Origin of the sequence: Marinomonas gallaica (assembly GCF_049821165.1) — a bacterium.
In the GTDB taxonomy this organism is placed as follows: Bacteria; Pseudomonadota; Gammaproteobacteria; order Pseudomonadales; family Marinomonadaceae; genus Marinomonas; species Marinomonas gallaica.
The window spans coordinates 1,181,316-1,205,974 of sequence record NZ_CP187511.1 but is presented as its reverse complement, the minus strand read 5'-3'; the positions used below and the strand labels follow the sequence as shown (position 1 = coordinate 1,205,974).

Sequence of the window (24,659 nt, the reverse complement as noted above, 5' to 3'; positions counted from 1 at the left end):
ATGCCTTAATGCATCAATAACTCTTTCAAAAGCATTGGTTTATTGATTTTAGCAATTCTCGCCTTAACGTTTAGTAAGAGTATTGACCGCATAAAAAAATGGGAAGCCAAGGCTTCCCATGTGGATTATTCGACCGTGACGCTCTTGGCTAAATTCCTAGGCTGATCGACATCGGTGCCTTTCACTACGGCGACATGGTACGACAACAGTTGCAACGGGATGGTGTGTACGATTGGCTCAAGCACTTCTTCCACCCAAGGAATTTCATTGTAATGAATGCCTTCGGCTTGCGCGAAGCCTGTTTCTTTGGCGCCAAATACAAACAGTTCGCCACCACGGGCACGCACTTCTTGTAGGTTCGACTTCAGTTTGTCGAGCATCTGGTTGTTCGGTGCAACGGTGATGATCGGCATGGTTTCGTCCACCAGCGCTAATGGGCCATGCTTCAATTCACCAGCGGGGTAAGCCTCGGCGTGAATGTAACTGATTTCTTTCAGTTTTAATGCCCCTTCTAGTGCAATCGGGAACATCGGGCCACGACCTAGGAACAAAGCGTTATGCTTATTGGCAAAGTGTTCAGACACCAATTTAATCGCGCTGTCTTGTTTGATCGCTGCATCGACATAGGAAGGTAACGAGCGCAGCGCATGCACTAATGCCGTGTGTTTATCATCGCTTAATTCGCCCTTCTCCGCGGCAATAGCTATTGATGTAATCAATAGCGCCGTCAACTGAGTAGTGAAGGCCTTGGTTGAAGCAACGCCGATTTCCGTACCGGCGCGTGTTAACAGTGTCAGATCTGATTCGCGTACTAATGTGGAAGACGGCACATTACAAATGGCCAACGTTGTCAGATAACCCAGTCCCTTAGCCATACGCATGGCCGCCAAAGTGTCGGCCGTTTCACCGGACTGTGACAGCGTCAGGAACAAGGATTGTTTCGGTACCGCCACTTTGCGATAACGGTACTCGCTCGCTACTTCTACCGAACAAGGAATATTGGCCAGCTCCTCAATCCAGTATTTAGCCACCATGCCGGCGTGATAACTGGTACCACAGGCGACGATATGTATATTTTCCACATCTTTCAAAAACGCCGAATCGGCACCAAAACTACTGGTTAATACGCGATCTTCGCTAATGCGACCCTCTAAACAGGCCGCAATCACTTTCGGTTGTTCGTAGATTTCTTTAAGCATGTAGTGGCGGAATTCGCCTTTGTCTGACGCATCTACGTGATGATTAAACACACTAATAGGGCGCTCTTGTACTTGATCATTGGCGTCGAAAACCGTGATTTGATCACGCGTCAGTTCCACCACATCGCCTTCTTCAAGGAAGATGAATTGGTCTGTCACATGCAACAGCGCTAGCTGGTCCGATGCGACGAAGTTTTCTTCAATACCGACACCCACCACCAGCGGGCTGCCTTTACGAGCCGCAATCAGGCGGTCATTCTCATGATTCAGAGTCACGGCAATGGCAAAGGCGCCATGCAAGTGTTTTAGCGCATTTTTAACTGCTTGCAGTAAATCCGGCTCAGTTTTCAGGGCATTGTGGATTAAGTGAACAATCACTTCAGTATCCGTTTGCGAACGAAATTCGTAGCCCAGTTCAATCAAGTTACGGCGTAGGGTCTCATGGTTTTCAATGATGCCATTGTGCACCAAGGCCAAATCGTCACCTGAAAAATGAGGATGTGCGTTCTCTTCCGTCGGTTTACCATGTGTTGCCCAACGAGTGTGAGCGATGCCCATCTTGCCGTCTAATGGCGCACTTTCAAACTTGTCTTTTAGTGCTTGCACTTTACCTACAGCACGATGCGCACGTACGCCAACTTCATTATTGATGGCCACACCAGAGGAGTCATAACCGCGATATTCTAGGCGTGACAAACCTTCTAATAAAATTTTCGCAACATTACGCTGGGCAATAGCGCCGACGATACCACACATATTATTTCTCCTGCTTAGTCGGACGCGCCCAACCATCTTTGTTTGTTTGTTTTGCTCGGGCAAAGGCCAATTGATTTTCCGCCACAGCTTTGGTGATGGTGGAACCTGCGGCAATGGTTGCACCTGCTTGAATTTCAACGGGCGCGACTAACGCTGAGTTTGAACCAACAAACACACCGTCGCCGATGATCGTTTGGAATTTGTTCACACCATCATAGTTGCAAGTAATGGTGCCTGCGCCAACATTTACATCCGTCCCCATTTGCGTGTCACCGACGTAGCTTAAATGATTAACCTTACTGCCTTCGCCGATAAACGCTTTTTTTGTTTCAACGAAGTTGCCTATTTTGGCTTTATTGGACAGCACTGTGCCTGGGCGCAAACGCGCGAATGGCCCCAGATCACAGTGTGCACCAACTTGGCTGTCTTCAATCATGGTATTGGCTTTAATGACGGTGTTGTCCGCTACTGTGCAGTTTTTCAACACACAGTTAGGGCCCACTTCTACGTTTTTACCCAATGTCACGACACCTTCAAAAACACAGTTCACATCAATAATACAGTCTTGCCCAGTGGTTAGCTTTCCACGAATATCGATACGCTGCGGGTCCATTAGGGTTGCGCCAGAACGCATCAATTGTTCCGCTTGTTGCTGTTGCCAAACACGCTCTAAGGTTGCCAATTGCACACGATCGTTAACACCACTGACTTCCGACGCTTGCTCTGGGTGAACCGTTACGATTTCAACACCTTGCTCTGCCGCCATGGCAATAATATCGGTTAAATAATACTCGCCTTGGGCGTTGTCGTTGGTCAGTGCATTCAACCAGTGCTGCAACTTCGCATTCGGCGCCAATAAAATACCGGTGTTTACTTCGTTGATTAAAAGCTGCTCTGGTGACGCGTCTTTTTGTTCGACAATGGCGGTCACAGCACCTTGTGTATTACGCACGATACGCCCGTAGCCAACGGGGTTGTCCAGCTTAATGGTCAGCAGCACCAGAGTGTTGTCGTTAGATAGAGACAACATACGCTCCAGCGTAGAACGCTGAATCAAAGGAACATCACCGTATAAGGTTAACGTGGTACCGTTTTCGCTCAGGAACGGCGCTGCTCGACGTAGCGCATCGCCGGTACCTTGAGGATTGTCTTGCCATACGATATTGGCAGAAAAATCCTGACAAGCTTGTTCAACCTGCTCACCTTGATGGCCAACCACTAAATGTAACTGGGCATTGCTTAAGCCTGTTGCCGTAGCCAGTACGCGACGCACCATCGCCTCACCACCAATTTTATGAAGCACCTTAGAATAGGCTGATTTCATTCGGCTTCCCTTGCCTGCAGCAAGGATCACAATATCCTGTGTCATAGAGCGCTTACCCACTATTTAATCGTCATCTTTAATTGAGCCGTATTAGACCTTTTGTTCAACTTTGTCGCAATTCGTTTTGTCATAAATTTTTTGACAAGTAAGCGTCATAATCTTGTCCATTGCATGTGCGCTGGATCATAGAGCCCGCTAAAAAAACTATGCTAGCATCACGTTCTTTAAACCTACTTCTTGGCATCATAAGGACAGTGTATGTACGAGATTATTCATCACGGCGCAAAAAGTGGCGTCACAGGGTCGTGTCATGAGCTGGTCTTCGACGAACATAACAGCTTGCTGGTAGATTGCGGATTATTCCAAGGAGCGGAAACGTCTGATAATGGCGCCAACGCGCATACTCTCAGTATTGAATTTGATGCATCACGTATTCAAGGACTGATCGTCACTCATGTACACATAGACCATGTTGGACGCATCCCTTATTTATTGGCGGCAGGGTTTAATGGCCCGATCTTTTGCTCCATTCCAAGCGCGAAGTTACTCCCTCTGGTGATTGAAGATGCATTAAAAGTGGGTGTCACTCGTAACCGGAGCATTATCGAGGCTTGCTTAACAAGACTCAGATCACAGGTTGTGCCGCTCGATTACGAAACTTGGCATGATGCACCGCTGCTCACTTCATTTCAGGGGCACTGTCAGCTTAAGCTATCGCCCGCTGGGCATATTTTAGGCTCAGCTTACGCCACGGTTCGCATACAGCAAGATAAACCATGGGACATCGTCTTTTCAGGGGACCTCGGCGCACCTTATGCACCTCTGTTAGACGCTCCTAAATCGCCATGCCGAGCAGACCAGCTGGTACTGGAAAGCACTTACGGTGATCGTCACCATGAAGACCGACATCACCGTCGTCAGCGGCTACAAGACTCAATGGAACGCGCACTCGCTGATGGTGGTGTGGTGTTGATTCCGGCTTTTTCCATCGGGCGTACACAAGAGTTGCTCTATGAAATAGAAAGCATCATCCATGATCATGCCGAGCAATGTGTGAGCCACACTACGACAGGAAAAGCCATACATTGGCACGAGCTAGATATTATTGTTGACTCACCATTGGCTAGCCAATTCACTGACGTCTATCGAGAATTAAAGCCCTATTGGGACCAAGAAGCTCAGCAGCGCTTACATCAAGGTAGGCACCCTCTCGATTTTGAACAGCTGACGACCATTGACGATCATGCGCTGCATGAGCAAACGGTTGCCTACTTAGCACTACAAAAGCGCCCTGCTGTTGTTATTGCCGCGTCTGGCATGTGTGCGGGTGGGCGCATTGTCAATTATCTTAAAGCTCTATTAGGCGACGCACGTAACGATGTTGTGTTCGTTGGCTATCAAGCTCAAGGCACTCCAGGAAGAGACCTATTGACGTACCATAATCGAGACGATGGATACGTCATGTTAGATGGCCAACGCTACCCGATTCGAGCAAAGGTTTGGCAAATTGGAGGTTATTCGGCCCATGCCGGGCAACAAGATTTGGTACGCTTTGCCAGTGGAATGCGTCAGCCTCCAAAAAAGATCCATTTAGTGCACGGCGAACATGATGCAAAGTTGGCACTGCAACAGGCACTGCAAGCCAAGCTTGATCATGTTGAGGTGGTACACTAAGCAAAAAGCCCCTGTATGGCAGCATACAGGAGCTTTATATCATTTATACCGATCGCGTTTGCTGGATACTAAACGGCCTCGACAATGCGCCCTTTTGCTGAAGCAAACGCTTTGTTACCTTCTTCCCCCATCGCTTGACCGCCTGCTACAAAAGCATCTCTAACATTCAAACCTAGGAAGTTAAGGAAGGTCTTAACGTACGGTAGTTGATGATCGTATGGTGTATTTTCTAGGAAGCTACCACTTGCAGAGAAGATGTATGCGTCTTTATTCACCAAGCCAACTGGGCCTTCTTCTGTGTATTTAAACGTACGGCCAGCACGGGCGATGTAATCAAAATACGATTTTAGCGTAGATGGAATGCTGAAGTTATAGATCGGAGCGCTGACGGCAACAACATCGGCCGCTTCTAACTCTTCAATTAATTCATCACCGATGGCAACGATCGCTTTCTGCTCGGCGCTGCGATCTTCTTCAGGTGTAAACAGTGCCGCCAATGTTTCACTGGTAAAATGTGGCAGTGGCTTCGCATTAACATCGCGAATGACAACTGTGCCATTAGGATTTTGCGCTTGCCACTGTGCCACAAAAGCATCCGCTAGTTGGCGTGATTTTGAGTTGTCACCGGATGCACTTGAATCAATTCGTAGTAACGTTGCCATGAGTAATCTCCTAATATATTTGCTGAAGCTTTGCTTCAAATTTGTTCGATGCGCCCATATTAGAACCAGTTTTTCTGATATAAAAGCGTAAGTTTTTGACGATTTACATCGAAAAATACGATATAAAAGAAGGTAAATACGAACTACGTGGAAGATTCTCTATGAAAGCTCCAAGAGTGACGTTAGAACAATGGCGCGTTTTACAGGCCGTTGTTGATAAAGGGGGCTTTGCTCAAGCCGCCGAAGCATTACACAAAAGCCAGTCCTCAATCAGCTACACCGTTGCTAAATTACAGGAGCAGCTAGGTTATCCGCTGCTTACGATTGATGGTCGTAAAGCCAAGTTAACCGAGCGTGGCGAAGTATTATTACGACGTTCACGTCATTTAATTAGAGAAGCCATCGATTTAGAAGAACTGGCTCACACGCTCGGGCAAGGCTGGGAACCTGAAATCGAGCTGGTAGTAGATGAGGCCTTTCCGACGCCTGCGTTACTCAGAGCCTTAAAGGCTTTTGAACCTCAGAGCCAAGGCACGTTGGTTCAGCTAAAAGAAGTCGTACTCAGTGGTGCTCTGGATACGCTTTCACAAGGCTCACCGGATTTAGTATTAAGTGGCATGGTGCCAAAAGGTTATTTGGCGGACCCTATTGTTGAAGTCGAAATGATCGCGGTAGCGGCACCTGATCACGCTTTATGTGCCGAAGAGGGCGTCATCAGTAACGAACGCCTGAAAAAAGAACTACAAGTCGTTATTCGCGATTCTGGCCAAGAAAGTTCTATTGACCAAGGATGGCTAGGTGCTGATCGCCGCTGGACGGTTTCCAGCGTGCAATCTGCTTATGAAGTCGTGGCTTCAGGCGTCGGCTTCGCTTGGTTGCCGATGGCCGATTTGCGCGACGCATTAGAATCCGGCCGTTTAAAAAAATTAGAATTAGAATCCGGTGGCGAGCGTAATTTCCACATGTACGCAATCTTTGGCAAAGGCGAGCGCACCGGCCCAGCCACACGTCTGTTTGTGGAGCTGTTACAACAGTCCTGTGCGCAATGCACGGATCTTCGCCGTTAACGGCGATCATTACATACGTGGGTAAGGCAATGCCTTACCCACCATTTCCAATTATTTTAAACGCTTTAACGCAATGCGTTTACGCTGCACATCCACTTCGATCACCTGCACTTTCAGCACTTCGCCGATTCGTACTTCGTCACGCGGATCTTTGACGAAGCGATCTGCCAATTGCGAAATATGAATCAGACCATCTTGATGAACACCTAAGTCCACAAAGGCACCAAACGCCGCAACATTAGTCACAACGCCTTCGAGACGCATCCCCTCTTGCAAATCTTCGATCTTGTTCACCGCTTCATCAAAGCTTGCGTACTGAAACTCAGGACGTGGATCGCGCCCCGGCTTGGCAAGTTCTTGCAGGATGTCTTGGAAGGTATATTGGCCTTGCTCAGCGGCGGCAGGGGCCGTCTTTAAACGCGCTATGCCCTCTGGATTACCGACCAAGGCATTAAGCTCAAGATCAATCGATCGAGCGAGACTCTTGATAACGCTATAGGACTCTGGGTGCACAGCGGAGGCATCAAGTGGCTCACTGCCGCCACGAATACGTAAAAAGCCCGCACATTGCTCAAACGCTTTTTCTCCAATGCCTTTGACCTTTTTCAACTGCATACGGCTACTAAAGCCGCCAACTTGCTCGCGAAACTCAACAATATTTTGCGCCATACGTTGTGTTAAACCCGATACATACGTGAGCAATGATACCGAGGCTAGGTTTAAATCCACCCCTACTGCGTTCACACAATCCTCCACCACGACACTTAGCGCATCGCCTAGCCGATTGGCTTTTACATCGTGTTGGTACTGACCAACGCCTATCGCTTGCGGGTCAATTTTCACCAGTTCAGCAAGCGGGTCTTGGAAGCGTCGCGCAATGGAGATTGCCCCTCGAATCGTAACATCCAATTCTGGGAATTCTTCAATGGCGACAGGCGATGCCGAATAAACGGAAGCGCCCGCTTCTGATACGATGACGCAGCGGCAGTTTAACGATCTTTGCTGAATCATGTCTTCGGCCAAGGTTTGTGTTTCCCGAGACGCCGTACCATTACCGATCACGAGCCACTCGATATTATGTGCTTGGATAACCTGCGCGAGCTTTGCTTGTGCTTCGGTTGCCTTGTTTTGAGGTGGATGCGGGTACACCACACCGTAGTCTAATAATTGGCCATATTCATCGACCGCGGCCCATTTCACACCATTACGAAACCCAGGGTCTAATGCTAACGTTCGCTTCGCTCCAGCTGGCGCAGCCATAAGCAAATCTTTTAAATTGTTTTGAAATACTTCAATCGCACCCGCTTCCGCTAACTCTTTTAGCTCTGCAAGTAAGTCCGATTCCAATTTAGGCTGTATTTTTTCAAGCCACGCTTTTTCTAACCAGGCAAGTTTTTCTTTACTCGGTGTACGTTCTTTAAGTTCTGGAAAACCCAGTGGAATCGTATTGACTGTGTTATTTAGGGGGTAAGGCAACGCTTCACCGGATTCAATTGCTAGCTTTAATATACTTTCTTTTTTCCCCCGAAATAATGCCAGCAATCGATGAGGCGGGCATTTTTTAAGCGCTTCACGATAATCAAAGTAGTCACGAAACTTTTCCCCTACTTCTTTTTTACCACGCATCACTTTACTGACTAACACACCTTCTTTTTGAAGAAATAACTTACCTTGCTGCAAGGTGTGAATATTCTGGGATAATTTCTCAACAATAATATCCGAAGCGCCTGCTTTCGCCTCCGCTAATGAAAGCGGCTGTTTAAAGCTCGCTTTGGTTTGCTCATAGTGCTGTTGCGCTAACGCTGCACCATCACGCCATAGTGCAATGGAGAACGGCAGCAAACCTAGCTCAATGGCGCTATCGGCTTTGGTTTTACGAGTCTTTTTAAACGGCGCGTAAATATCTTCTAACTCGGTTTTACTGCTCGCTTTTTCGACAGCACTAAAAACTGAAGCAGGAATATCAGGCAGCTCTTTTAATAACTCTACAATTGCTATGCGACGTTTCTCTAACTCCACTAAGTACAGCCAACGGCCATGGAACTCGCGTAATGTCTCATCCGTCATAGCACCCGTTACCTCTTTACGGTAGCGTGCAATAAACGGTACGGTCGCCCCCTCTTCAAATAATGAAAGGATGTTTTTAACCGTTTTTTCTGGGGTCGAATATTCTTTTGCTAAGGTCTTTAACAAGATATTAATCAATGTGGTCATATTATTTACTTAAAAATGAAGAGAGTTAGCATATTAAGGAATTTTTTATTAAACTAGTCGGTCAGTATTGATACGAATACTCTATTTAATGCTATTCTTAGCAAGACAAATTCTTGTAAGTTGGATTTAAGCTTACCTGTTTATAAAACCAAAGAAAAACACAGTTTTGGATGGATTTCTGTTCTGTGTTCGCGTTGATTAATGCGTTTCAGATTATTAGGGGAAACCATGAGCTTATTAGCAGAGCTAGCCGGAAACAAAGCCAAAGCACGTGCAGCGGCAAAAGAGTTAACCATTCCACAGTTAGAGAACCTAATCGAAGGGTTCAATAATGCGTTGGTTAAAATGCAAGAAGACGAGCAAGCACGTCAAGCTGAAGTCGAAGAAAAATCACGCCAAGCGGCCGATATCGCTAAGCTAATTGAAGCAAGCGGCTTAACACTTGAAGAGATCGCTGCGCTAAGCGGTGCTCGCAGCAACCCAACCAAAGGCAAAACGGTAAAACCTAAATACCGTATTGAATGGAATGGCGAAACCATCGAGTGGAGTGGCCGTGGTCGCACACCGAAGGCATTCCAAGAGTATTTGGATGCGGGCAACTCTCGCGAGTCTGCAGAGATCAAATAACGCTGCACAGTTAAATAAAAAAACCGACGCGTGCGTCGGTTTTTTTTATGTCTCACAATGACCAATTAGTCAGTGATTTTGGTATAGATCAAATCCCAGACACCATGGCCTAAACGCTCACCACGCTGCTCGAATTTCGTCAATGGACGCCATTCTGGACGTGGGTGATATTGGTTTTTACCGGCTGCGTTTTCATAGTTCTTTTGCTCTTCCATCACTTCCAGCATGTGTTCAGCGTAAGCCTCCCAATCTGTCGCCATATGGAAAGCACCACCTACTTTCAATACATTGGCCACTTGCTGTGCAAATAACGGCTGTACGATGCGGCGTTTGTTATGCTTCTTTTTGTGCCATGGATCGGGGAAGAATAACTGAAAAGTCGACGCTTGACCTTGTGGTAAGCAATCAGCCATCACTTCGATGGCATCGTGACAGTACACTCGAATGTTATTGACGCCTGCTTCGGCTGCCAACATCATCAATTTTGCCACACCTGGCGGGTGCACTTCGATACCAATAAAATCTTTTTCAGGGGCGTTTTTGGCCATTTCAACCAACGATGCGCCCATACCAAAGCCTACTTCAAGCACGACGTCGGATGTACGACCGAACACATCTTCGTAAGCGATACAACCATTGACAACGTCCAAACCATAGACTTCCCAATTGGCGTCATATGCTTTTTGCTGCCCATCTGTCATACGACCACCGCGTACAACAAAACTGCGTATTCTGCGTTGTTTTACTTCTGTATCTGTTGGGTTTTGTTCGTCTTGCATGGAGTTGCCAATCTCAAATTCTAAATTAGGCGCGTATGGTACTAAAATCGAATAAAAATGTCTGTTAATTCACCACATTCTTATGTGGCTTTAAGAAACCAATTAGCAGCACGAACCAACCGCTTAAGTACAGCACACCGCCAATCGGCGTGACGGCGCCCAGCAGACGAATATCTGTTAGCGTCATAACGAAGAGCGAGCCTGAAAACAATAGATTACCCAAGGTAAAAAGTTTCACAGACCATAGAAATCGCGCACTGACGGCCATCAACACAACAGCTAAAATACCACCTAAGCTGTGGTACATCATATATTGGCTAGCGGTTTGCCACCAAGCTAGGTTCTGCTCGGCAACGATCTGCTTTAAACCATGAGCTCCGAAAGCCCCGGCGGCAACAGAAATAAAGGCTTGAAGCGTAGCGATCGCACCCCAACGCTGCTGAACACGGGAAAGCTGCATGTTGAACCTTGTTGCTTGATCTAACAAACGTCAGAATTATTGAAATACATTCAGGTAACCGTTACTGCCAATGGCGTAGTAGGTATTACCCGCACCAAACGCCAACGCAATGACTGCGGCTCCGGTTGGACGCATTGTGTCTTTTAGATGCATATCCCAAGACTGAGCCACCTCACCTGTCATGACATTGACTAGATTTACACGACGGTTTTGTTGTCCCAGCAGTAGGTTTCGGTTGTTGTTTGAAAACACGGCTTGGCTGATGGTGACATTACGAGATTGTAGTTTGCCGGTATCGATTTGACTGACTTCTGCACCGGTCAATGTCGACCACACTTTAGCATCCCCCAATTGCGCGGCTGCGAACACATAAGCACCGTCGCCAGACAGCTTTACTGTTGCGATATTGTTATCTAATTGCCAACGCTGTTTGACTTCACCGGTTGTTAGATCCCACAAAATGACCTGGTAAAGATCATCGCCTGTAACACCATATCTGCCGTCAGGCGTCACATCAACAGAACGCACAATGGCGCCAGTACGAAGGGTTTGTCGGATGCCCCCGTTCTTAACATCAAAGTAACGAGCTGTTTGATCATCCATACCGACCAACGCGAAATCACCATTACGCGTAAGCTTGAGCGTTTTCACGTCACCCGGCGTATTCCAAAAGCCCAGCGATTGCCCTGTTACGGTACTCCATAGCACCATCGTACGTGCGCTACCCGTAGCGGCAAAATCGCCACTGGGATCAATGTCTACACTGATTAATGGCGTCGCCTCACCTGCAGCATGGTTCCAATTATATACTCGCCGAGAAGGATTGTTTTCCCAGTAGCTGCCGCCATGCTGAATGGAGCCAATCAAAGACGCACTACCGTTGTCACTCAGCGCAGCAGAATACAGACCTTGTACCGCCATCGAACTGGTTGTCACAGGGTCCTCTGCTGAACATGCCCCTAGCAGGGCTAACGTAGCACCTGCTAATACAACATGTTTAAGCGCTTTCGCTGTGCGCCTCATGCAATTCCTCAATGAGTTGATCCTCATAGGCAAATCGTTCGTCTATTAAAAGCCCTAGCGTTTGCAATGCAAAAGGTAGGTCGACTAAATGACTATTACAGTGCTCTTTGGTGTCAAACTTATCGTTAAACTCTAAAACGATAGACGTATTAGTAGACAATTCTGGCAGGATTTTATGTAAGCACTCTAATGCGGCCTCATCATGAAACTCTTTGGCTTCAAGCGCCAACTGTTCGTACACTTCAAAGTGTCCAGTTGACACATAATCCACAAGCAGCTCACAAAACGCCAACACTTTTGGCGTATCTGTTGGTGTGTACTCACCGATTTCTCTCAGGCCAACATAAGATTCAACCAAGACCTTACGACTTTTCAACCAACGATCGATGATCTCATGTACGCCACCCCATCGCTCTTGCGCAGTTTTGCAACGTTCTAACATAACTTGCCTCCCAACTACGTTCTTATTTTGATGGCTTCGACAAGCTTACTCCAAGCATGTCGTTACAATCCTTATCAACTGTGACTCATATTTCTGGTTTTAGCATATTCTGATCTCAAAGCCCCTGCAAGACACAGGCAACAGGCTTTTGTTAACAACTGCTAAGTTTGTGTAACCAACTTCGTATATGACAATTTATTTTGCTTTGATGGCAATCCATAAATTTATCAATGCCATCGTGGCAAATGCAACCAATGTCCAACCTGGAATACTCAAACCTAAGAATGTCCACACCACATCACCACACTCACCAGTACCCATGATCATGGCTTGCATGATTTCTTGCCATGGAAACACTTCGAACATATAACTTAAGCCTGGCAAACAGGCAGGCAATTCTTCCATCGGCAAACTCTGTAAGTACAGATGACGAACGGCTAAGCCAGCCCCTAGTAATGATAATACAACAATTGGCCACGCTAATTTACGCTGCCATGAGACATTTTGCCCCAACGCGGAGATCAGTGAAAACACACCAATCATAAAAAACGCTATACGTTGCAACATACATAAAGGACAGGGCTCAAGCCCCATTTGGTATTCCATATAAAATGCCACGCCTAGCAGGGAAAACGACGCCAATGCAACCAAACCGTGAAAACGACGAGCAGACAACAACGCAACCATAGAAGAAAGATCCTTTTATCGATAGATAACAATAAACATTGAAAAACTAGACAGTAAAATAGTTAGAAAGTGCAACGAACCACTGCCATCTGTTCATTTTGAAGGGTAGTATAACGAGTAATGCCGTGAATTCGAGAGAGGAACTATGAAGCACATCACGCTGTTAGGGAAAAAGCGCTTATTAATCGCTTTAACTTGCCTATTGGCCTTTTTGGCCACACCTGCGTTCGCCGAGGATGAAGAGGCTGCACCTGTTACACCAAGTTATATCGAGCTGACACCCGATTTTATTGTCAACTACAACGCCTCAGGCTCCCGTCTGCACTACATTAAAACCAAAATAAGCTTACGTACCGACAGTGCACGCGAAGGTATTATTCTAGCGAATATGCCCTTAATTCGTGATTCGTTGGTAATGTTTTTAAGCTCTCGTAACACTGAGCAAGTTACAGGCGCCATAGCCAGAGAACAGACTCGTACTGAAGCAAAAGTCGCGATCAATGAAACACTAAAAGAAGAAACGGGCACAGAGCCCGTTATGGACGTTCTATTTTTTAGTTTTGTGACACAATAAAAAAACCTCCTTTGTCGAACACAAAAAAGCCGCTGCCATTGAACTGGCCGCGGCTTTTTAAATATCTCTAACCCAAGTAAAACCTATAACTCCTGAATATCACCTGGATCAACGTACCCTTGAAGACGATCCGTTTCTTCATTATTGAAGAACTTGTCCATTTGATCTAATAAATACTTACGTGTATCAGGCTGCATCAAATTAAGATGCTTTTCATTAATGATCATGGTTTGCAATGATTGCCACTCAAGCCACGCTTGCTTAGAGACATTTTCAAGCACGTCTTGACCTTTCGCGCCGGGTAGTGGTGCACGTTCCAAGCCTTCTAATTCTTTTTGATACTTTTTACAAAAAACGGTATTCGCCATAATGGACTCTCAATCTTTATTCGCTGTGTGCCAAACTGTCTATCAGTAATAATGGCGCTAACTTTGTCACTTTCAAGTCACCTAGAATAAAGCACTGACCATGCCGCCCACAACAAAAGCACTGACCAATTGCCAAATTGCAGGTTGACGTGTTCGTAGCCACAGCAAAGCCAGTAGAACAACTGTTGCCTGCCAAACGCTTGAAACACTGCTTGGAATAATTGGGAAGATCAACGTGGCTAGCAACAACCCAACTACGGCCGCATTAATGGCTTTTACAGCCCCCTGTACCCGTGGTTTATGCGACACGAATTGCCAACACTTCTGCCCAACCAGCATCAGCATTAGACCGGGTAAAAAGACCCCCACGGTCGCCAATAACGCCCAAGCAATCATAGCGCCTTCCGGTGCTGTTACGGCGCCTAAATAACTGGCCAGAGTAAACATAGGCCCAGGTACCGCCTGCGCGGCGGCATAACCGGTCAGCAAATGCTCCGTAGAAATAAAGCCAGCCAATTGCTCCGACATCAACGGCAACACAACATGACCACCGCCGAATACCAAGCTGCCAGCTTGAAACAGCTGAGCAAACAACGCCAACCAACCGGTACCGTGAATATAACTGGTTAACACAAATAACCCGCAAAATATGGCTAGAGTTATGTAAGCAACGCGCGAGGAAATATGTGTTTTGATCTGCGTTGGCTGACTGTCTGTAAACCAATACGCCCCTATGATTCCTGCTAAAAGTACCAGCAGCAAGCTGCTTAAAGCAAAAGGCCACAATAGAATAAAAACGGCGCCAAGCAAGGCTACCAGACGAGTGCTATTCGTTTTGCAAAAGGTGTTGGCCATGCTCCAAATTGCATCGGTCACCACTACGACGGCCATCAGCTTTAGCGCGCTTAACACCCCAAGAAACACAGCGCTGTTCGCAAACTGCATCCCCAAAGCGGCAAAGGCACACATAAGCACAACAGACGGTAGCGTAAACCCCAAAAATGCAGCGATAGCGCCCACTAAGCCAGCGCGATGATAGCCAACAGCAAAACCAACTTGGCTCGATCCCGGTCCTGGCATTATTTGGCTCAATGCTACCCATTGACCGTACTCTTCTTCTGTTGCCCAGCTTAAGCGCTCAACAAACTCTTTACGAAAATAGCCAATATGCGCAGCAGGGCCACCGAAGCTAGTACACCCCAAAAGCAGAAACTTGCAAAAAATCGAGAAAAACATAAGCACTTTGCCCTTTTGAAACCGTGTTCTACCTCTCGGAGAATGACGCTATATCAGCTGGCGCATAGCTTGATGTGAGTCCAACAGAGTTCTGACCGGGGCTGGTAATCCAAGCGACAACGCGTCACTGATTGCAAACCATTGGTACTTACCACCTTCTTGTATCTCTGCCGATGACGCCACCGTCAACTCCGACGGAATAATGTCTAAATGATAGTGACTAAAGGTATGACGAAAAGGTGACAGACTTGTGACATCGTGTACGACCACTGGCAAACGCTGTTCCGCTGCCTGAGCCACATCATCGTCCAAATCTACCTCTGGCAAGCTCCATAAACCGCCCCAGATGCCCGACGCGGGACGCTTTTCTAATAACACTTGGTCGGCTTGGCGTAGCACCAACATTTGCGTACTGCGTATTGGTTTAGCGGCTTTTTTAGGCTTAGATTTAGGAAAATCCGTCGGTGAGCCTGTGGCAAGTGCATCACAATCCGCTTGTAAAGGGCATTCATTACAGCGTGGCTTTGAACGGGTGCACAAGGTCGCCCCCAGATCCATCATCGCTTGGGTATAGTCTCCACAGCGACCATTGGGAGCATAGGCTTCTGCAAGCTCCCACATAGCCACTTCGGTTTTGCGCTCCCCCGGCCATGTCGGTACGGCATGAAAACGCGCCAAGACACGTTTAACATTACCATCCAGTATGGCTAACGGTTCATTACGGGAAATTGATAAAATTGCCGCGGCGGTAGAACGCCCTATTCCAGGTAATTCGCACACGCCTTCTTGAGTCATTGGAAATTCCCCTTGCCAATGTTCTACCAGCTGTTGCGCCGCTTTGTGCATGTTACGCGCACGAGCGTAGTATCCCAACCCACTCCAATGCGCTAAGACATCGTCTTGCGGCGCGCTTGCTAGTGCGAACACATCGGGAAAAGAGGTCATGAAACGCTCGTAGTAAGGGATCACTGTGGTCACTTGCGTTTGCTGCAACATGATCTCAGAAATCCATACACGATAAGGGGTTTTGTTGTGTTGCCAAGGTAAGTGTTTGCGCCCGTGCTGGTCAAACCAAGCCAGTACACGGGGCGCAAAGTTATGTTTCGGAATCATTCATTACCGCAATTAGAATAAATCTTTAAGTTTGCTTTTCAGTTTATCTTCAAGCTCTTGTTTTGCTTCGTCCTTTTTCTCGTCTAAACGCGCTTTTTCAGCGTCTAACTTTTCCTTAGCTCGCGCTTTTTCAGCATCAAGTTTTTCTTGAGCACGGGCCTTTTCAGCGTCCAATTTCACTTTGGCCGCGGCTTTGGCTTCGGCAATTTCTTTACCAGCAATTGCTGAAATAAAGCCTTTCACATCAGGACGACATAGGCTGGCCGCATCATCCATGAAATTACCTTTACAGACAATCGGAAACTCAATATTAGCAACATCTTGGTTTACGGCACAGCTACCATCAAGCTTACTACCAACAAGCGCCACCCGCGTTTCGTAGTTCAAGCTATTCGTTGGCAGTGAAATAACACCGTCACCAGTGACGCCAAGTGTTAAGGATTGCATACGTAAGCCCGGTGTTGAGACTTCACCATTTACAATCTTGGCAGGGATGCGCATGGTTTCAAACGGTGTATCTGCTTGAAAAGCACTTTCGTTTAACGTCTCAGTGCGAGCCAAGGCGATGCCCTTACAGACCATTTTTGTGTAGTTAGTACCAAGCAGAGCACCGTCGGTTATATTGACTAATAAGTCACCGTTTAGATTCGAAATCAAATCCTCAATACGGTTACCGCGGGTACTAAGATCCCCTGCTAAGTTGGTTGTCCCACGAATTTTCTCAAGCGCCATAAAGTCTTTCAATAAAGGCAAAATTTCAACACTTTCAATACTCGGAGTCACTGTCATTTCTGGCGTTTTCCCAGTCACATCCAGCTGTGCTTTTAGTTGCGCAACGCCATCATATAGATGCACTTGAGCTGGTGAAATGCGCACTTTGCCATTGGTTTGCGTGGTATCCAGCTCAATTTTGTCCAGCTGTAGATTTTTTACTTTGACGTTGTCAAAGGCAATGCCTACATGGCCATTTAGAGAGCGAACCAATTCCACTGGGATGAGATCTTGCTCTGATGCCGCACCTTGGCTTGCAGGCATGTCTGGACCGCCTTCACTAACGGCTTCAGCTTCTTTTACCGGAGGCAAATAACGGTCCACATCTAAATTACTACCGGCAATCGCAATGTCCCAATTTAATGGAGAGAGGTTTAACAAAGCATTCGCTTCGATTGTCGTATCATCCACGTTAATCGAGATCGGTTGGGCTTTGATGCTGTCTGTTGAACCCTGCGCGGTAATGCTCATGCTGGCTTTCTCCAGCACGTTATCATCGGCCATTTCTGGCAACTCAATATTCAGCTGGCTCAACACACTTTTCGGAGAGAACTCGGCAATGTCTAGCACAGCGTCGAATTCTGGTGCACTTAATACTTGGTAAGCATTTACTTGCCCCGTAATGTCCATGCCTAACGTATTGATTTTCAGACCTTCCAGCGAAGCGTTTTCCTGAGGTAAATCAAAATCCAGCTGGGCAACATTCAACGTGGCTTTTAGTGGTGAAGCAGGAAGGCTGTCACCTGCAATACGAGTATTCAGTTCAACATTGGCAAATGACACACTTTGACGCTCTGCAAACAAAGTAAAATCGGCCGCAAAATCCATATTGGCGGTCATGGCATTGCTGCCATCTAAGTTGGACTGCGTCACAGCGGCATCCATTTTCATAGGCCATGCTTCGTCTAGACGAACATTTGTAAACGTGACATTCGAGACCACATCTGAACGCATCCCAGTTCGTTCGTCTTCATATATAACATGCGCGTTTACCAGTGCCAGTTCGTCTAAAGCGATGTCAGGAATGGTAAAACTCTTGTTAGCTGATTCCGTCGATGTGTCGTTGGCAGGTGAGGACTCTGAAGATGCATTACCAGCCGCTTCGACTTGCCAGTTTGGGTTGCCATCTTTATCGACTTTGAGGTTGGCCGTTAAGTTCTCTAATCGAACCGAGTCCACTTCGATGCGCTGTTGAAACAATGGCATCAGCTGCACACCAAACTCAGCTTTTGAAAAGCTCATAAGCTCTGGATCGTTCGCCAAAGCAATACCAAAGTTTTCCAGACTTAGGCCAATGCGTGGGTAAATCGACCAACCAATATCGCCGTCCATTCTTAGTGTTACATTGGCTTTTTCTTTTGCCAGCTTTTGCAGCTCCCCTTTGAATTGGTTGGGATCGACAAACACGACAACATAGATAACAGCGGCTATGATCAGAGCAATCAAAGCAACCAGCAATAATCCTAAACGTTTGACCCAAACCATATCGTTTACCACCTCGGTTACATGCGTTTTTAATACCTTATCAAATCATAGCATCATAATTGTCTTTTTCGATCCACCTAATAGGCGTGAAAAGCATAGAAGCAAAGCTCTGCACGTTTTATAATGGCGTTCAAATATCATTTACAGGGTTAAAAACCTGATTTCTAAAGCGGAGAGCTCCTTACATGTCTAACCGGATTGCAACCGTCGAACGCAATACGCTCGAAACGCAAATTAAAGTGACTGTTAACCTAGATGGTACAGGCAAATTTAACTGTGAAACTGGCGTCCCTTTTCTTGATCACATGCTTGACCAAGTCGCACGTCATGGGCTGATAGACCTTGATATCCATGCGGTTGGCGACCTTCACATCGATGCGCACCATACGGTTGAAGACTTAGGAATCACACTGGGCCAAGCGTTTGACCAAGCGGTCGGCGATAAGAAAGGCATTCGCCGTTACGGCCACGCTTATGTGCCTCTTGATGAAGCGCTTTCACGTGTTGTTATCGACTTCTCTGGACGTCCAGGATTAGAGATGCATGTACCTTTCACACGCGGTTCTGTAGGTGGTTTTGATGTGGACTTATTTTCAGAGTTTTTCCACGGTTTCATCAACCATGCAAAGGTAACTTTACACTTAGACAACCTGCGCGGGAAAAACACACATCACCAAGCAGAAACGATTTTCAAAGCTTTTGGCCGTGCACTGCGTATGGCATTAGAAGTAGATGAACGTATGGCGGGTCAAATGCCATCGACTAAAGGCTGCTTGTAATAGGATCGACCTAAACATGAGTACAGAAAAGAAAGCGACGGTTGCCGTCATTGATTATGGCATGGGCAACCTCCATTCGGTTGCCAAAGCACTAGAGCACGTTGCCGATGCGAATACTCAAATTGTGGTGACCAGTGATCCTGCTGTGATTGATGCGGCGGATCGTGTTTTGTTACCCGGAGTAGGCGCAATCCGCGACTGTATTGCTGAAATGAAAAAGCAGGGATTGGTGCCAGCGATTCAAAAAGCCATGGCTGAAAAGCCGTTTTTAGCGATCTGTGTTGGCATTCAATCTTTGATGGCCCACAGTGAAGAAAACGGTGGGGTGGACTGCTTGAACCATTTTGAGGGCAATGCTCTGTTTTTTGGCAACGACCATAAAGACGTGGACGGCACCAAACTTAAAGTACCACACATGGGCTGGAACCAAGTAAAACACACAATGGATCACCCTCTTTGGGAAGGTATCGAAGACGGTGCGCGTTTCTATTTTGTTCACAGCTACTATGTTGTAGCAGGTAATAAGGACGAAGTAGCGGGAACATGCCACTACGGCCACGACTTTTGCGTAGCCTTAGCGCGCGATAACGTGTTTGCGGTGCAGTTCCACCCAGAGAAGAGCCATAAAGACGGTTTGCAATTGTACAAAAACTTCATCCATTGGGATGGCAAGCCTTAGTCCACTGCATAGGAAAGTAAAATGGGATTAGCTAAACGTATTATTCCGTGCCTAGACGTGGACAATGGCCGCGTTGTAAAAGGTGTTCAGTTCGTTGATATCCGTGACGCTGGTGACCCAGTTGAAGTAGCAAAACGCTACAACGAGCAAGGCGCTGACGAAATCACCTTCTTGGACATCACAGCAAGCTCTGATGACCGCGAAACTACTGTTCATATGGTAGAAGCCATTGCTGCTGAGGTATTTATCCCTCTTACAGTAGGGGGTGGTATTCGTACCTGTGATGATATTCGTCGCATGCTGAACGCTGGTGCGGATAAAGTCGGCATTAACACCGCGGCGGTATTCAACCCTGAGTTCGTACGCGAAGCGGCTGAACGTTTTGGTTCTCAGTGTATCGTCGTGGCGATTGATGCGAAAAAAGTCAGCGCTGAAGGCGAGCCAGACAAGTGGGAAATCTTTACCCATGGTGGCCGTAAACCAACGGGGCTAGACGCTGTCGAGTGGGCCAAGAAGATGGTCGATTTGGGGGCCGGTGAAATCCTGCTGACCAGTATGGATCGCGACGGCACGAAAAACGGCTTCGATCTGGGCGTGACGCGCGCCATAAGTGAAGCGGTTCATGTTCCTGTGATCGCATCCGGTGGTGTCGGCAACCTACAGCACTTGGTAGATGGCGTTATTGAAGGCAAAGCGGACGCGGTATTGGCAGCGAGTATTTTCCACTTCGGCGAACACTCGATCCAAGAAGCCAAAGAAACCATGCAAGCTGCCGGTATTGAAATGCGTCTATAGAGTCGCAGTTACCACGGGATCTTCTCGTCCCCGATGCTTTTCGCTCGGGGACCGAGTTCTTACAAACCAAATACCTGCAATGACGCTTCTTATGTAGAACCGCGGTTTCCGCGGGATATTTTCGCTCGGGAACCGAGCTCTTACAAACCAAATGTCTACAATGGCACTTCTTCTGTAGGACCGCGGTTTCCGCGGGATATTTTCGCTCGGGAACCGAGCTCCTACAAACCAAATGTCTACAATAGCACTTCTTCTGTAGGACCGCGGTTTCCGCGGGATATCTTCGCTCGGGAACCGAGCTCTTACAAACCAAATGTCTACAATGGCACTTCTTCTGTAGGACCGCGGTTTCCTCGGGATATTTTCGCTCGGGAACCGAGCTCCTACAAAACAGAGCTACCGCGGAATCCCCTACTCTACATAAGCTGTTTCTTAATCGCTGCTGCGATCTCTTCTGATGTAGAGTCGTGATACAAATATTGCTTAATCTGGTTGTCTTTACCAATTAAGTAAACACGTGCGCTGTGGCTGACTGTATAGCTCTTTTCATCACCTTTTTCGATGCGATAAAAAGCGCCATATTGGCGAACCACTTTATCAATTTCGTCTTTTGTACCGGTTAAACCAACAAAGTTCGGATCAAAGAAGTGAACGTATTCACTTAGATGATCAGGCGTATCACGCTCTGGATCAACACTTATGAAGACAGTTTGCACTTGATTGCGCATGGCTTGCGGTAATTGTTTCAGTCCTACTTTTACATTCGCCATGGTTAACGGGCAAACATCGGGGCAGTGCGTGTAGCCGAAGAACAACAGTTTCAACTTACCGTCAAAATCACTTAATGACACAGGTCCCTCGGCACCGGACAAGGTAAAGTCTCCGCCTATTTTGCCGTTTTTTTGAGTATCGGTTGCTGCGTTTTTCTGCATCGCCAGCAAAGTGCCTGTAATAGCCAGCACGACTAACATGGCAAAGATATAAATCGGTTTTAACTTCATTGGGTTACCCTAGGGTTGAGTCATAGAAAAATGGTAAATAAGCGGTTCAACATCTGAGCCATCTGCAACGGAAATAGCCAAACGCCAATCCATGGTTTCTGTGGTGCAAACCGGAATACGTATCTCGCCAACATAGCGATTACCTTGTTGTAGCAAAGTGGCTTCGGTAATCCCCATGTACATGTCTTGCCCTGTCAACGTCGCCTTCAACTTAGAGACGGGTTGTTTCGCCCCCTCAGGTAGCGTTAACGTCAACTGCAAAGGAACATTCACTTTAATTGGCTCAGAAAAGCTGAGTGCAATCCCAGAGATGCTTTTACATAGACCCGTTTTCGCATCACATTCAGCAGCAAACGCATCATTTTCAGTGGCAAAATGGCGATAATTAAACGCAAGTAACACAGCGATGGCAAAGCCAATCACAAATAATTTTATAAATGGATGGCGCATTAGCGTTTTAGTTCCTCATTATATGCGCCACTATCATGCCATATGTAAGGAAATCTGTAATCTTTGCGCATCTGTATTGTGCTTTTCTTGCTGTCCTTCTAAATTGCCTAGTACAATCCGATTATCTCTTTTCCTGATTTAGGATGACTCTCCTTGTTGCGCAATATACATGACGCTCTGACAAAACTTGATCAGTGCATGAATCAAAGTGGCGATGTGTCCGCTATTACCTTTCATCGTGGTGTAGAACGCGAAGCGCTACGTGTTTCACGTACCGATGGAAAAATTTCTCAAGCGGCTCATCCAAGTGCCTTGGGGTCTGCATTAACTCACCCTTCAATTACCACGGATTATTCTGAATCTCTGATGGAGTTTATTACAGGAGTGCATGACTCGGTTGAAGGCGTCATCGATGAGCTGAATGATATTCACCTGTATACAAACCGTGTATTGGATAGCATGAACGAATGCCTATGGCCGGGTAGCATGCCGTGTGCCCTATCGAGCAATGAAGAAGTCCCTATTGCGTATTTTGGGGAGTCTAATTCAGGTAAGTTGAAGCGCATTTACCGTGAAGGGCTGTCAAACCGTTATGGCCGCATTATGCAATGCATTGCAGGCATGCATTATAACTTCTCATTCAGTGATGAGTTTTGGCGTTTTTTAGCCGATCTTCGTGGTGTCAATATCGATACCCCTGACGCGTTACAAGCATTTAAGTCACAGCAGTATTTCGCTCTGATTCGTAACTTCCGTCGTAAATCGTGGATGTTGTCTTTGTTATTCGGTGCCTCACCTGCAATTGATGCCAGCTTCCTAGAACAAAAGCCATCAAAACTTGCGCAATTAGACGAGCGAACGTGGGGCGGCCAGAGCGCAACGTCCCTTCGCATGAGTGATATTGGCTACCAAAACAAAGCGCAAGACGGATTGTTTGTTTGTTATAACGAAGTCGATACCTATATTAATACCATTAAAGGCGCATTACGTACGCCTTACCCTGCTTATGAGCAGATTGGCGTTAAAGTAGACGGCGACTACAAACAGCTAAGCCATAATATTCTGCAGATCGAAAATGAGTATTACAGCGATATTCGACCAAAACGTGTAACGCAATCCGGTGAACACCCAAGTGCTGCCCTGCAAAAGCGTGGCGTAGAATACATAGAAGTTCGTATTATGGATCTAGATCCAACTTCACCGATTGGTATGCAACCTGAAACACTCTACTTTTTAGATACGTTCTTGATGTGCTGTATGTTGCACGGAGACACGCCTCTTGATGCCGATGAGTGCCAACAACTACGTAAAACCCAGCAGGAAATTGCCACTCACGGACGTGAGCTTGATAGTCATTTCGATTTCGGTTTTGGCCCTGTCGCACTGCGCGACAAAGCATCCGAGCTGTTGGCTCATATGCAAGAAATCGCTCAATTTCTATCGGAACGCACCGGCAACCAAGCCTATGTTGAAAGTTTAGCAATTCAGCAAAACAAACTGACGCATTTAGAGACTCTGCCTTCTGCGCACGTCCTTCAACTGTGTGAGCAATTTGGTAGTTATCAAGCAGCGATGCTCTCAATCGGCAAAGCTCAGCAGACAGCATGGCTGGAGCAAAGTATGTCGCCGGAGCTTGAGCAGAAGTTTAAGCAATGGGCACAAGAATCGATTACGCAACAAGCAAACATTGAAGCCAGCGACGACGTTGACTTTGATACGTTCTTAAAGCATTACATGCAGCCTCAGTAAGCTCATGGTTGCGTAACAAAAACCAAAAAGGGCTTCATTGTGAAGCCCTTTTTTAGTTAACTCGCTAGACACTACAAGTTAACCGGAATTTCGCTGGTGTTTTCAAGCTGTAGCCACTGCGCTAATTTTTCACGTAGCTGATCTACACCATCACCATTCAAACCAGAGAAAGTTTGCGCGGAAGCTTCAACGCCACGCGCTTTCATCTCTTTCATGATTTTCAACATGGTCGCTTGAGCCGGTCCACGTTTTAGTTTGTCGGACTTGGTCAGCAACGCATGCACTTTAACATTGTTGTTGGCCGCCCATTCCAGCATCATCTCATCAAACTCTTTCATTGGGTGACGAATATCCATCACCAATACCACACCCACAAGGGAGCGACGGTTCATGAGGTAGTCTTGCATGTGTGCTTGCCAGTTTTCTTTCATGGCAATCGGCACTTTGGCAAAGCCATAACCCGGCAAATCGACAAGACGTCGATCTTCCACATTTAGGCCAAAACAGTTGATAAGCTGAGTTCGGCCAGGTGTCTTAGAAGTACGAGCCAGCTTGCGCTGGTTGGCGAGCGTATTCAAAGAAGTAGACTTACCAGCGTTTGAGCGTCCTGCAAAAGCCACTTCAAGGCCTTGGTCTAAAGGACACTGAGAAAGTTTTTCTGCACTTTTAATGAAGTGAGCGGATTGAAAGATCGAGTCGAAAGGCGTCATAGATTGATATCAGTCAAAGGGAAATTGTATCGCGT

At 46.8% G+C, this 24,659-nt stretch carries 24 protein-coding genes; 8 read left to right on the top strand and 16 right to left on the bottom strand.

Going from position 1 to position 24,659, the window contains the following annotated elements; genetic code table 11:
• Window positions 1-125: 125 nt before the first annotated feature.
• Both glmS and glmU read right to left on the bottom strand, forming a co-directional pair.
• Window positions 126-1,955 (bottom strand): glutamine--fructose-6-phosphate transaminase (isomerizing), encoded by a 1,830-nt coding sequence (glmS, locus tag ACPUEK_RS05645; protein ID WP_425642592.1) that lies wholly within the window; start codon window positions 1,953-1,955, stop codon window positions 126-128.
• A 1-nt stretch (window position 1,956) separates the two neighbouring features.
• Window positions 1,957-3,324 carry a bifunctional UDP-N-acetylglucosamine diphosphorylase/glucosamine-1-phosphate N-acetyltransferase GlmU gene (glmU, locus tag ACPUEK_RS05640; protein WP_425642591.1) on the bottom strand — a complete coding sequence of 456 codons (1,368 nt, stop codon included), beginning with the start codon at window positions 3,322-3,324 and terminating at the stop codon, window positions 1,957-1,959.
• Window positions 3,325-3,537: 213 nt separating this feature from the next.
• Between glmU and ACPUEK_RS05635 the strand changes: the two genes are divergently transcribed.
• Complete coding sequence (locus ACPUEK_RS05635) at window positions 3,538-4,953, top strand: MBL fold metallo-hydrolase RNA specificity domain-containing protein (RefSeq protein ID WP_425642590.1); 1,416 nt, start codon at window positions 3,538-3,540, stop codon at window positions 4,951-4,953.
• Between the two features lie 68 nt (window positions 4,954-5,021).
• Here ACPUEK_RS05635 and ACPUEK_RS05630 read toward each other — a convergent pair whose 3' ends face one another.
• Window positions 5,022-5,615, bottom strand: coding sequence for an FMN-dependent NADH-azoreductase (locus tag ACPUEK_RS05630; RefSeq protein ID WP_425642589.1), 594 nt, complete (start codon window positions 5,613-5,615; stop codon window positions 5,022-5,024).
• Window positions 5,616-5,776: 161 nt separating this feature from the next.
• Here ACPUEK_RS05630 and ACPUEK_RS05625 point away from each other — a divergent pair, with 161 nt between their 5' ends.
• Window positions 5,777-6,682 carry a LysR family transcriptional regulator gene (locus tag ACPUEK_RS05625; protein WP_067038511.1) on the top strand — a complete coding sequence of 302 codons (906 nt, stop codon included), beginning with the start codon at window positions 5,777-5,779 and terminating at the stop codon, window positions 6,680-6,682.
• Window positions 6,683-6,733: 51 nt separating this feature from the next.
• On the opposite strand, the gene ACPUEK_RS05620 is transcribed toward ACPUEK_RS05625, so the two are convergent.
• Window positions 6,734-8,896, bottom strand: coding sequence for a Tex family protein (locus ACPUEK_RS05620; RefSeq protein WP_425642588.1), 2,163 nt, complete (start codon window positions 8,894-8,896; stop codon window positions 6,734-6,736).
• 228 nt (window positions 8,897-9,124) lie between these two features.
• Here ACPUEK_RS05620 and ACPUEK_RS05615 point away from each other — a divergent pair, with 228 nt between their 5' ends.
• Window positions 9,125-9,523: an H-NS family nucleoid-associated regulatory protein gene (locus ACPUEK_RS05615; RefSeq protein WP_067038509.1), complete on the top strand. Its 399-nt coding sequence runs from the start codon at window positions 9,125-9,127 to the stop codon at window positions 9,521-9,523.
• Between the two features lie 65 nt (window positions 9,524-9,588).
• On the opposite strand, the gene trmB is transcribed toward ACPUEK_RS05615, so the two are convergent.
• From trmB to ACPUEK_RS05590, 5 genes are all read right to left on the bottom strand, one after another.
• The gene (gene trmB, locus ACPUEK_RS05610; protein ID WP_425642587.1) at window positions 9,589-10,302 is read right to left on the bottom strand and encodes a tRNA (guanosine(46)-N7)-methyltransferase TrmB; all 714 of its coding nucleotides are present in this window, start codon (window positions 10,300-10,302) and stop codon (window positions 9,589-9,591) included.
• Window positions 10,303-10,366: 64 nt separating this feature from the next.
• Window positions 10,367-10,762, bottom strand: coding sequence for a DUF423 domain-containing protein (locus ACPUEK_RS05605; protein WP_425642586.1), 396 nt, complete (start codon window positions 10,760-10,762; stop codon window positions 10,367-10,369).
• Window positions 10,763-10,798: 36 nt separating this feature from the next.
• Complete coding sequence (locus tag ACPUEK_RS05600) at window positions 10,799-11,785, bottom strand: WD40 repeat domain-containing protein (RefSeq protein WP_425642585.1); 987 nt, start codon at window positions 11,783-11,785, stop codon at window positions 10,799-10,801.
• Window positions 11,760-12,227, bottom strand: coding sequence for an Rsd/AlgQ family anti-sigma factor (locus ACPUEK_RS05595; RefSeq protein WP_067038505.1), 468 nt, complete (start codon window positions 12,225-12,227; stop codon window positions 11,760-11,762). Before ACPUEK_RS05595 ends, ACPUEK_RS05600 begins: the two co-directional genes overlap by 26 nt.
• A 195-nt stretch (window positions 12,228-12,422) precedes the next feature.
• Window positions 12,423-12,914, bottom strand: coding sequence for a disulfide bond formation protein B (locus ACPUEK_RS05590; protein WP_067222397.1), 492 nt, complete (start codon window positions 12,912-12,914; stop codon window positions 12,423-12,425).
• A gap of 145 nt (window positions 12,915-13,059) precedes the next feature.
• Here ACPUEK_RS05590 and ACPUEK_RS05585 point away from each other — a divergent pair, with 145 nt between their 5' ends.
• Window positions 13,060-13,488: a flagellar basal body-associated FliL family protein gene (locus ACPUEK_RS05585; RefSeq protein WP_067038503.1), complete on the top strand. Its 429-nt coding sequence runs from the start codon at window positions 13,060-13,062 to the stop codon at window positions 13,486-13,488.
• Window positions 13,489-13,571: 83 nt separating this feature from the next.
• Here the strand turns inward: ACPUEK_RS05585 and ACPUEK_RS05580 are convergent, their stop codons facing one another.
• The 4 genes from ACPUEK_RS05580 to ACPUEK_RS05565 form a co-directional block, all read right to left on the bottom strand.
• Entirely contained in the window at window positions 13,572-13,856 is a 285-nt protein-coding gene (locus tag ACPUEK_RS05580) for an oxidative damage protection protein (protein ID WP_067038502.1), read from the bottom strand.
• An 81-nt stretch (window positions 13,857-13,937) separates the two neighbouring features.
• The gene (gene chrA, locus ACPUEK_RS05575; protein WP_425642584.1) at window positions 13,938-15,092 is read right to left on the bottom strand and encodes a chromate efflux transporter; all 1,155 of its coding nucleotides are present in this window, start codon (window positions 15,090-15,092) and stop codon (window positions 13,938-13,940) included.
• Window positions 15,093-15,140: 48 nt separating this feature from the next.
• Window positions 15,141-16,205 (bottom strand): A/G-specific adenine glycosylase, encoded by a 1,065-nt coding sequence (gene mutY, locus ACPUEK_RS05570; RefSeq protein ID WP_425642583.1) that lies wholly within the window; start codon window positions 16,203-16,205, stop codon window positions 15,141-15,143.
• Between the two features lie 12 nt (window positions 16,206-16,217).
• The gene (locus ACPUEK_RS05565; protein WP_425642582.1) at window positions 16,218-18,461 is read right to left on the bottom strand and encodes an AsmA family protein; all 2,244 of its coding nucleotides are present in this window, start codon (window positions 18,459-18,461) and stop codon (window positions 16,218-16,220) included.
• A gap of 185 nt (window positions 18,462-18,646) precedes the next feature.
• On the opposite strand from ACPUEK_RS05565, the gene hisB reads away from it, so the two are divergent.
• Genes hisB through hisF form a run of 3 tightly spaced genes read left to right on the top strand, consistent with a single transcriptional unit; the run spans window position 18,647 to window position 20,714 of the window.
• Window positions 18,647-19,240: an imidazoleglycerol-phosphate dehydratase HisB gene (gene hisB, locus ACPUEK_RS05560; protein WP_067038498.1), complete on the top strand. Its 594-nt coding sequence runs from the start codon at window positions 18,647-18,649 to the stop codon at window positions 19,238-19,240.
• Between the two features lie 16 nt (window positions 19,241-19,256).
• On the top strand, window positions 19,257-19,919 hold the full coding sequence (hisH, locus tag ACPUEK_RS05555; protein ID WP_425642581.1) for an imidazole glycerol phosphate synthase subunit HisH: 663 nt from the start codon (window positions 19,257-19,259) through the stop codon (window positions 19,917-19,919).
• A 21-nt stretch (window positions 19,920-19,940) separates the two neighbouring features.
• Complete coding sequence (hisF, locus tag ACPUEK_RS05550) at window positions 19,941-20,714, top strand: imidazole glycerol phosphate synthase subunit HisF (protein ID WP_067222384.1); 774 nt, start codon at window positions 19,941-19,943, stop codon at window positions 20,712-20,714.
• A gap of 416 nt (window positions 20,715-21,130) precedes the next feature.
• Here the strand turns inward: hisF and ACPUEK_RS05545 are convergent, their stop codons facing one another.
• Together ACPUEK_RS05545 and ACPUEK_RS05540 are read right to left on the bottom strand one after the other, a co-directional pair.
• Window positions 21,131-21,715: an SCO family protein gene (locus ACPUEK_RS05545; RefSeq protein ID WP_425642580.1), complete on the bottom strand. Its 585-nt coding sequence runs from the start codon at window positions 21,713-21,715 to the stop codon at window positions 21,131-21,133.
• 9 nt (window positions 21,716-21,724) lie between these two features.
• The gene (locus ACPUEK_RS05540) at window positions 21,725-22,165 is read right to left on the bottom strand and encodes a hypothetical protein (protein ID WP_425642579.1); all 441 of its coding nucleotides are present in this window, start codon (window positions 22,163-22,165) and stop codon (window positions 21,725-21,727) included.
• A 153-nt stretch (window positions 22,166-22,318) separates the two neighbouring features.
• On the opposite strand from ACPUEK_RS05540, the gene gshA reads away from it, so the two are divergent.
• The gene (gene gshA, locus ACPUEK_RS05535; RefSeq protein WP_425642578.1) at window positions 22,319-23,914 is read left to right on the top strand and encodes a glutamate--cysteine ligase; all 1,596 of its coding nucleotides are present in this window, start codon (window positions 22,319-22,321) and stop codon (window positions 23,912-23,914) included.
• Between the two features lie 71 nt (window positions 23,915-23,985).
• Here gshA and yihA read toward each other — a convergent pair whose 3' ends face one another.
• Window positions 23,986-24,624 carry a ribosome biogenesis GTP-binding protein YihA/YsxC gene (gene yihA / locus ACPUEK_RS05530; RefSeq protein ID WP_067038493.1) on the bottom strand — a complete coding sequence of 213 codons (639 nt, stop codon included), beginning with the start codon at window positions 24,622-24,624 and terminating at the stop codon, window positions 23,986-23,988.
• Window positions 24,625-24,659: the final 35 nt, after the last annotated feature.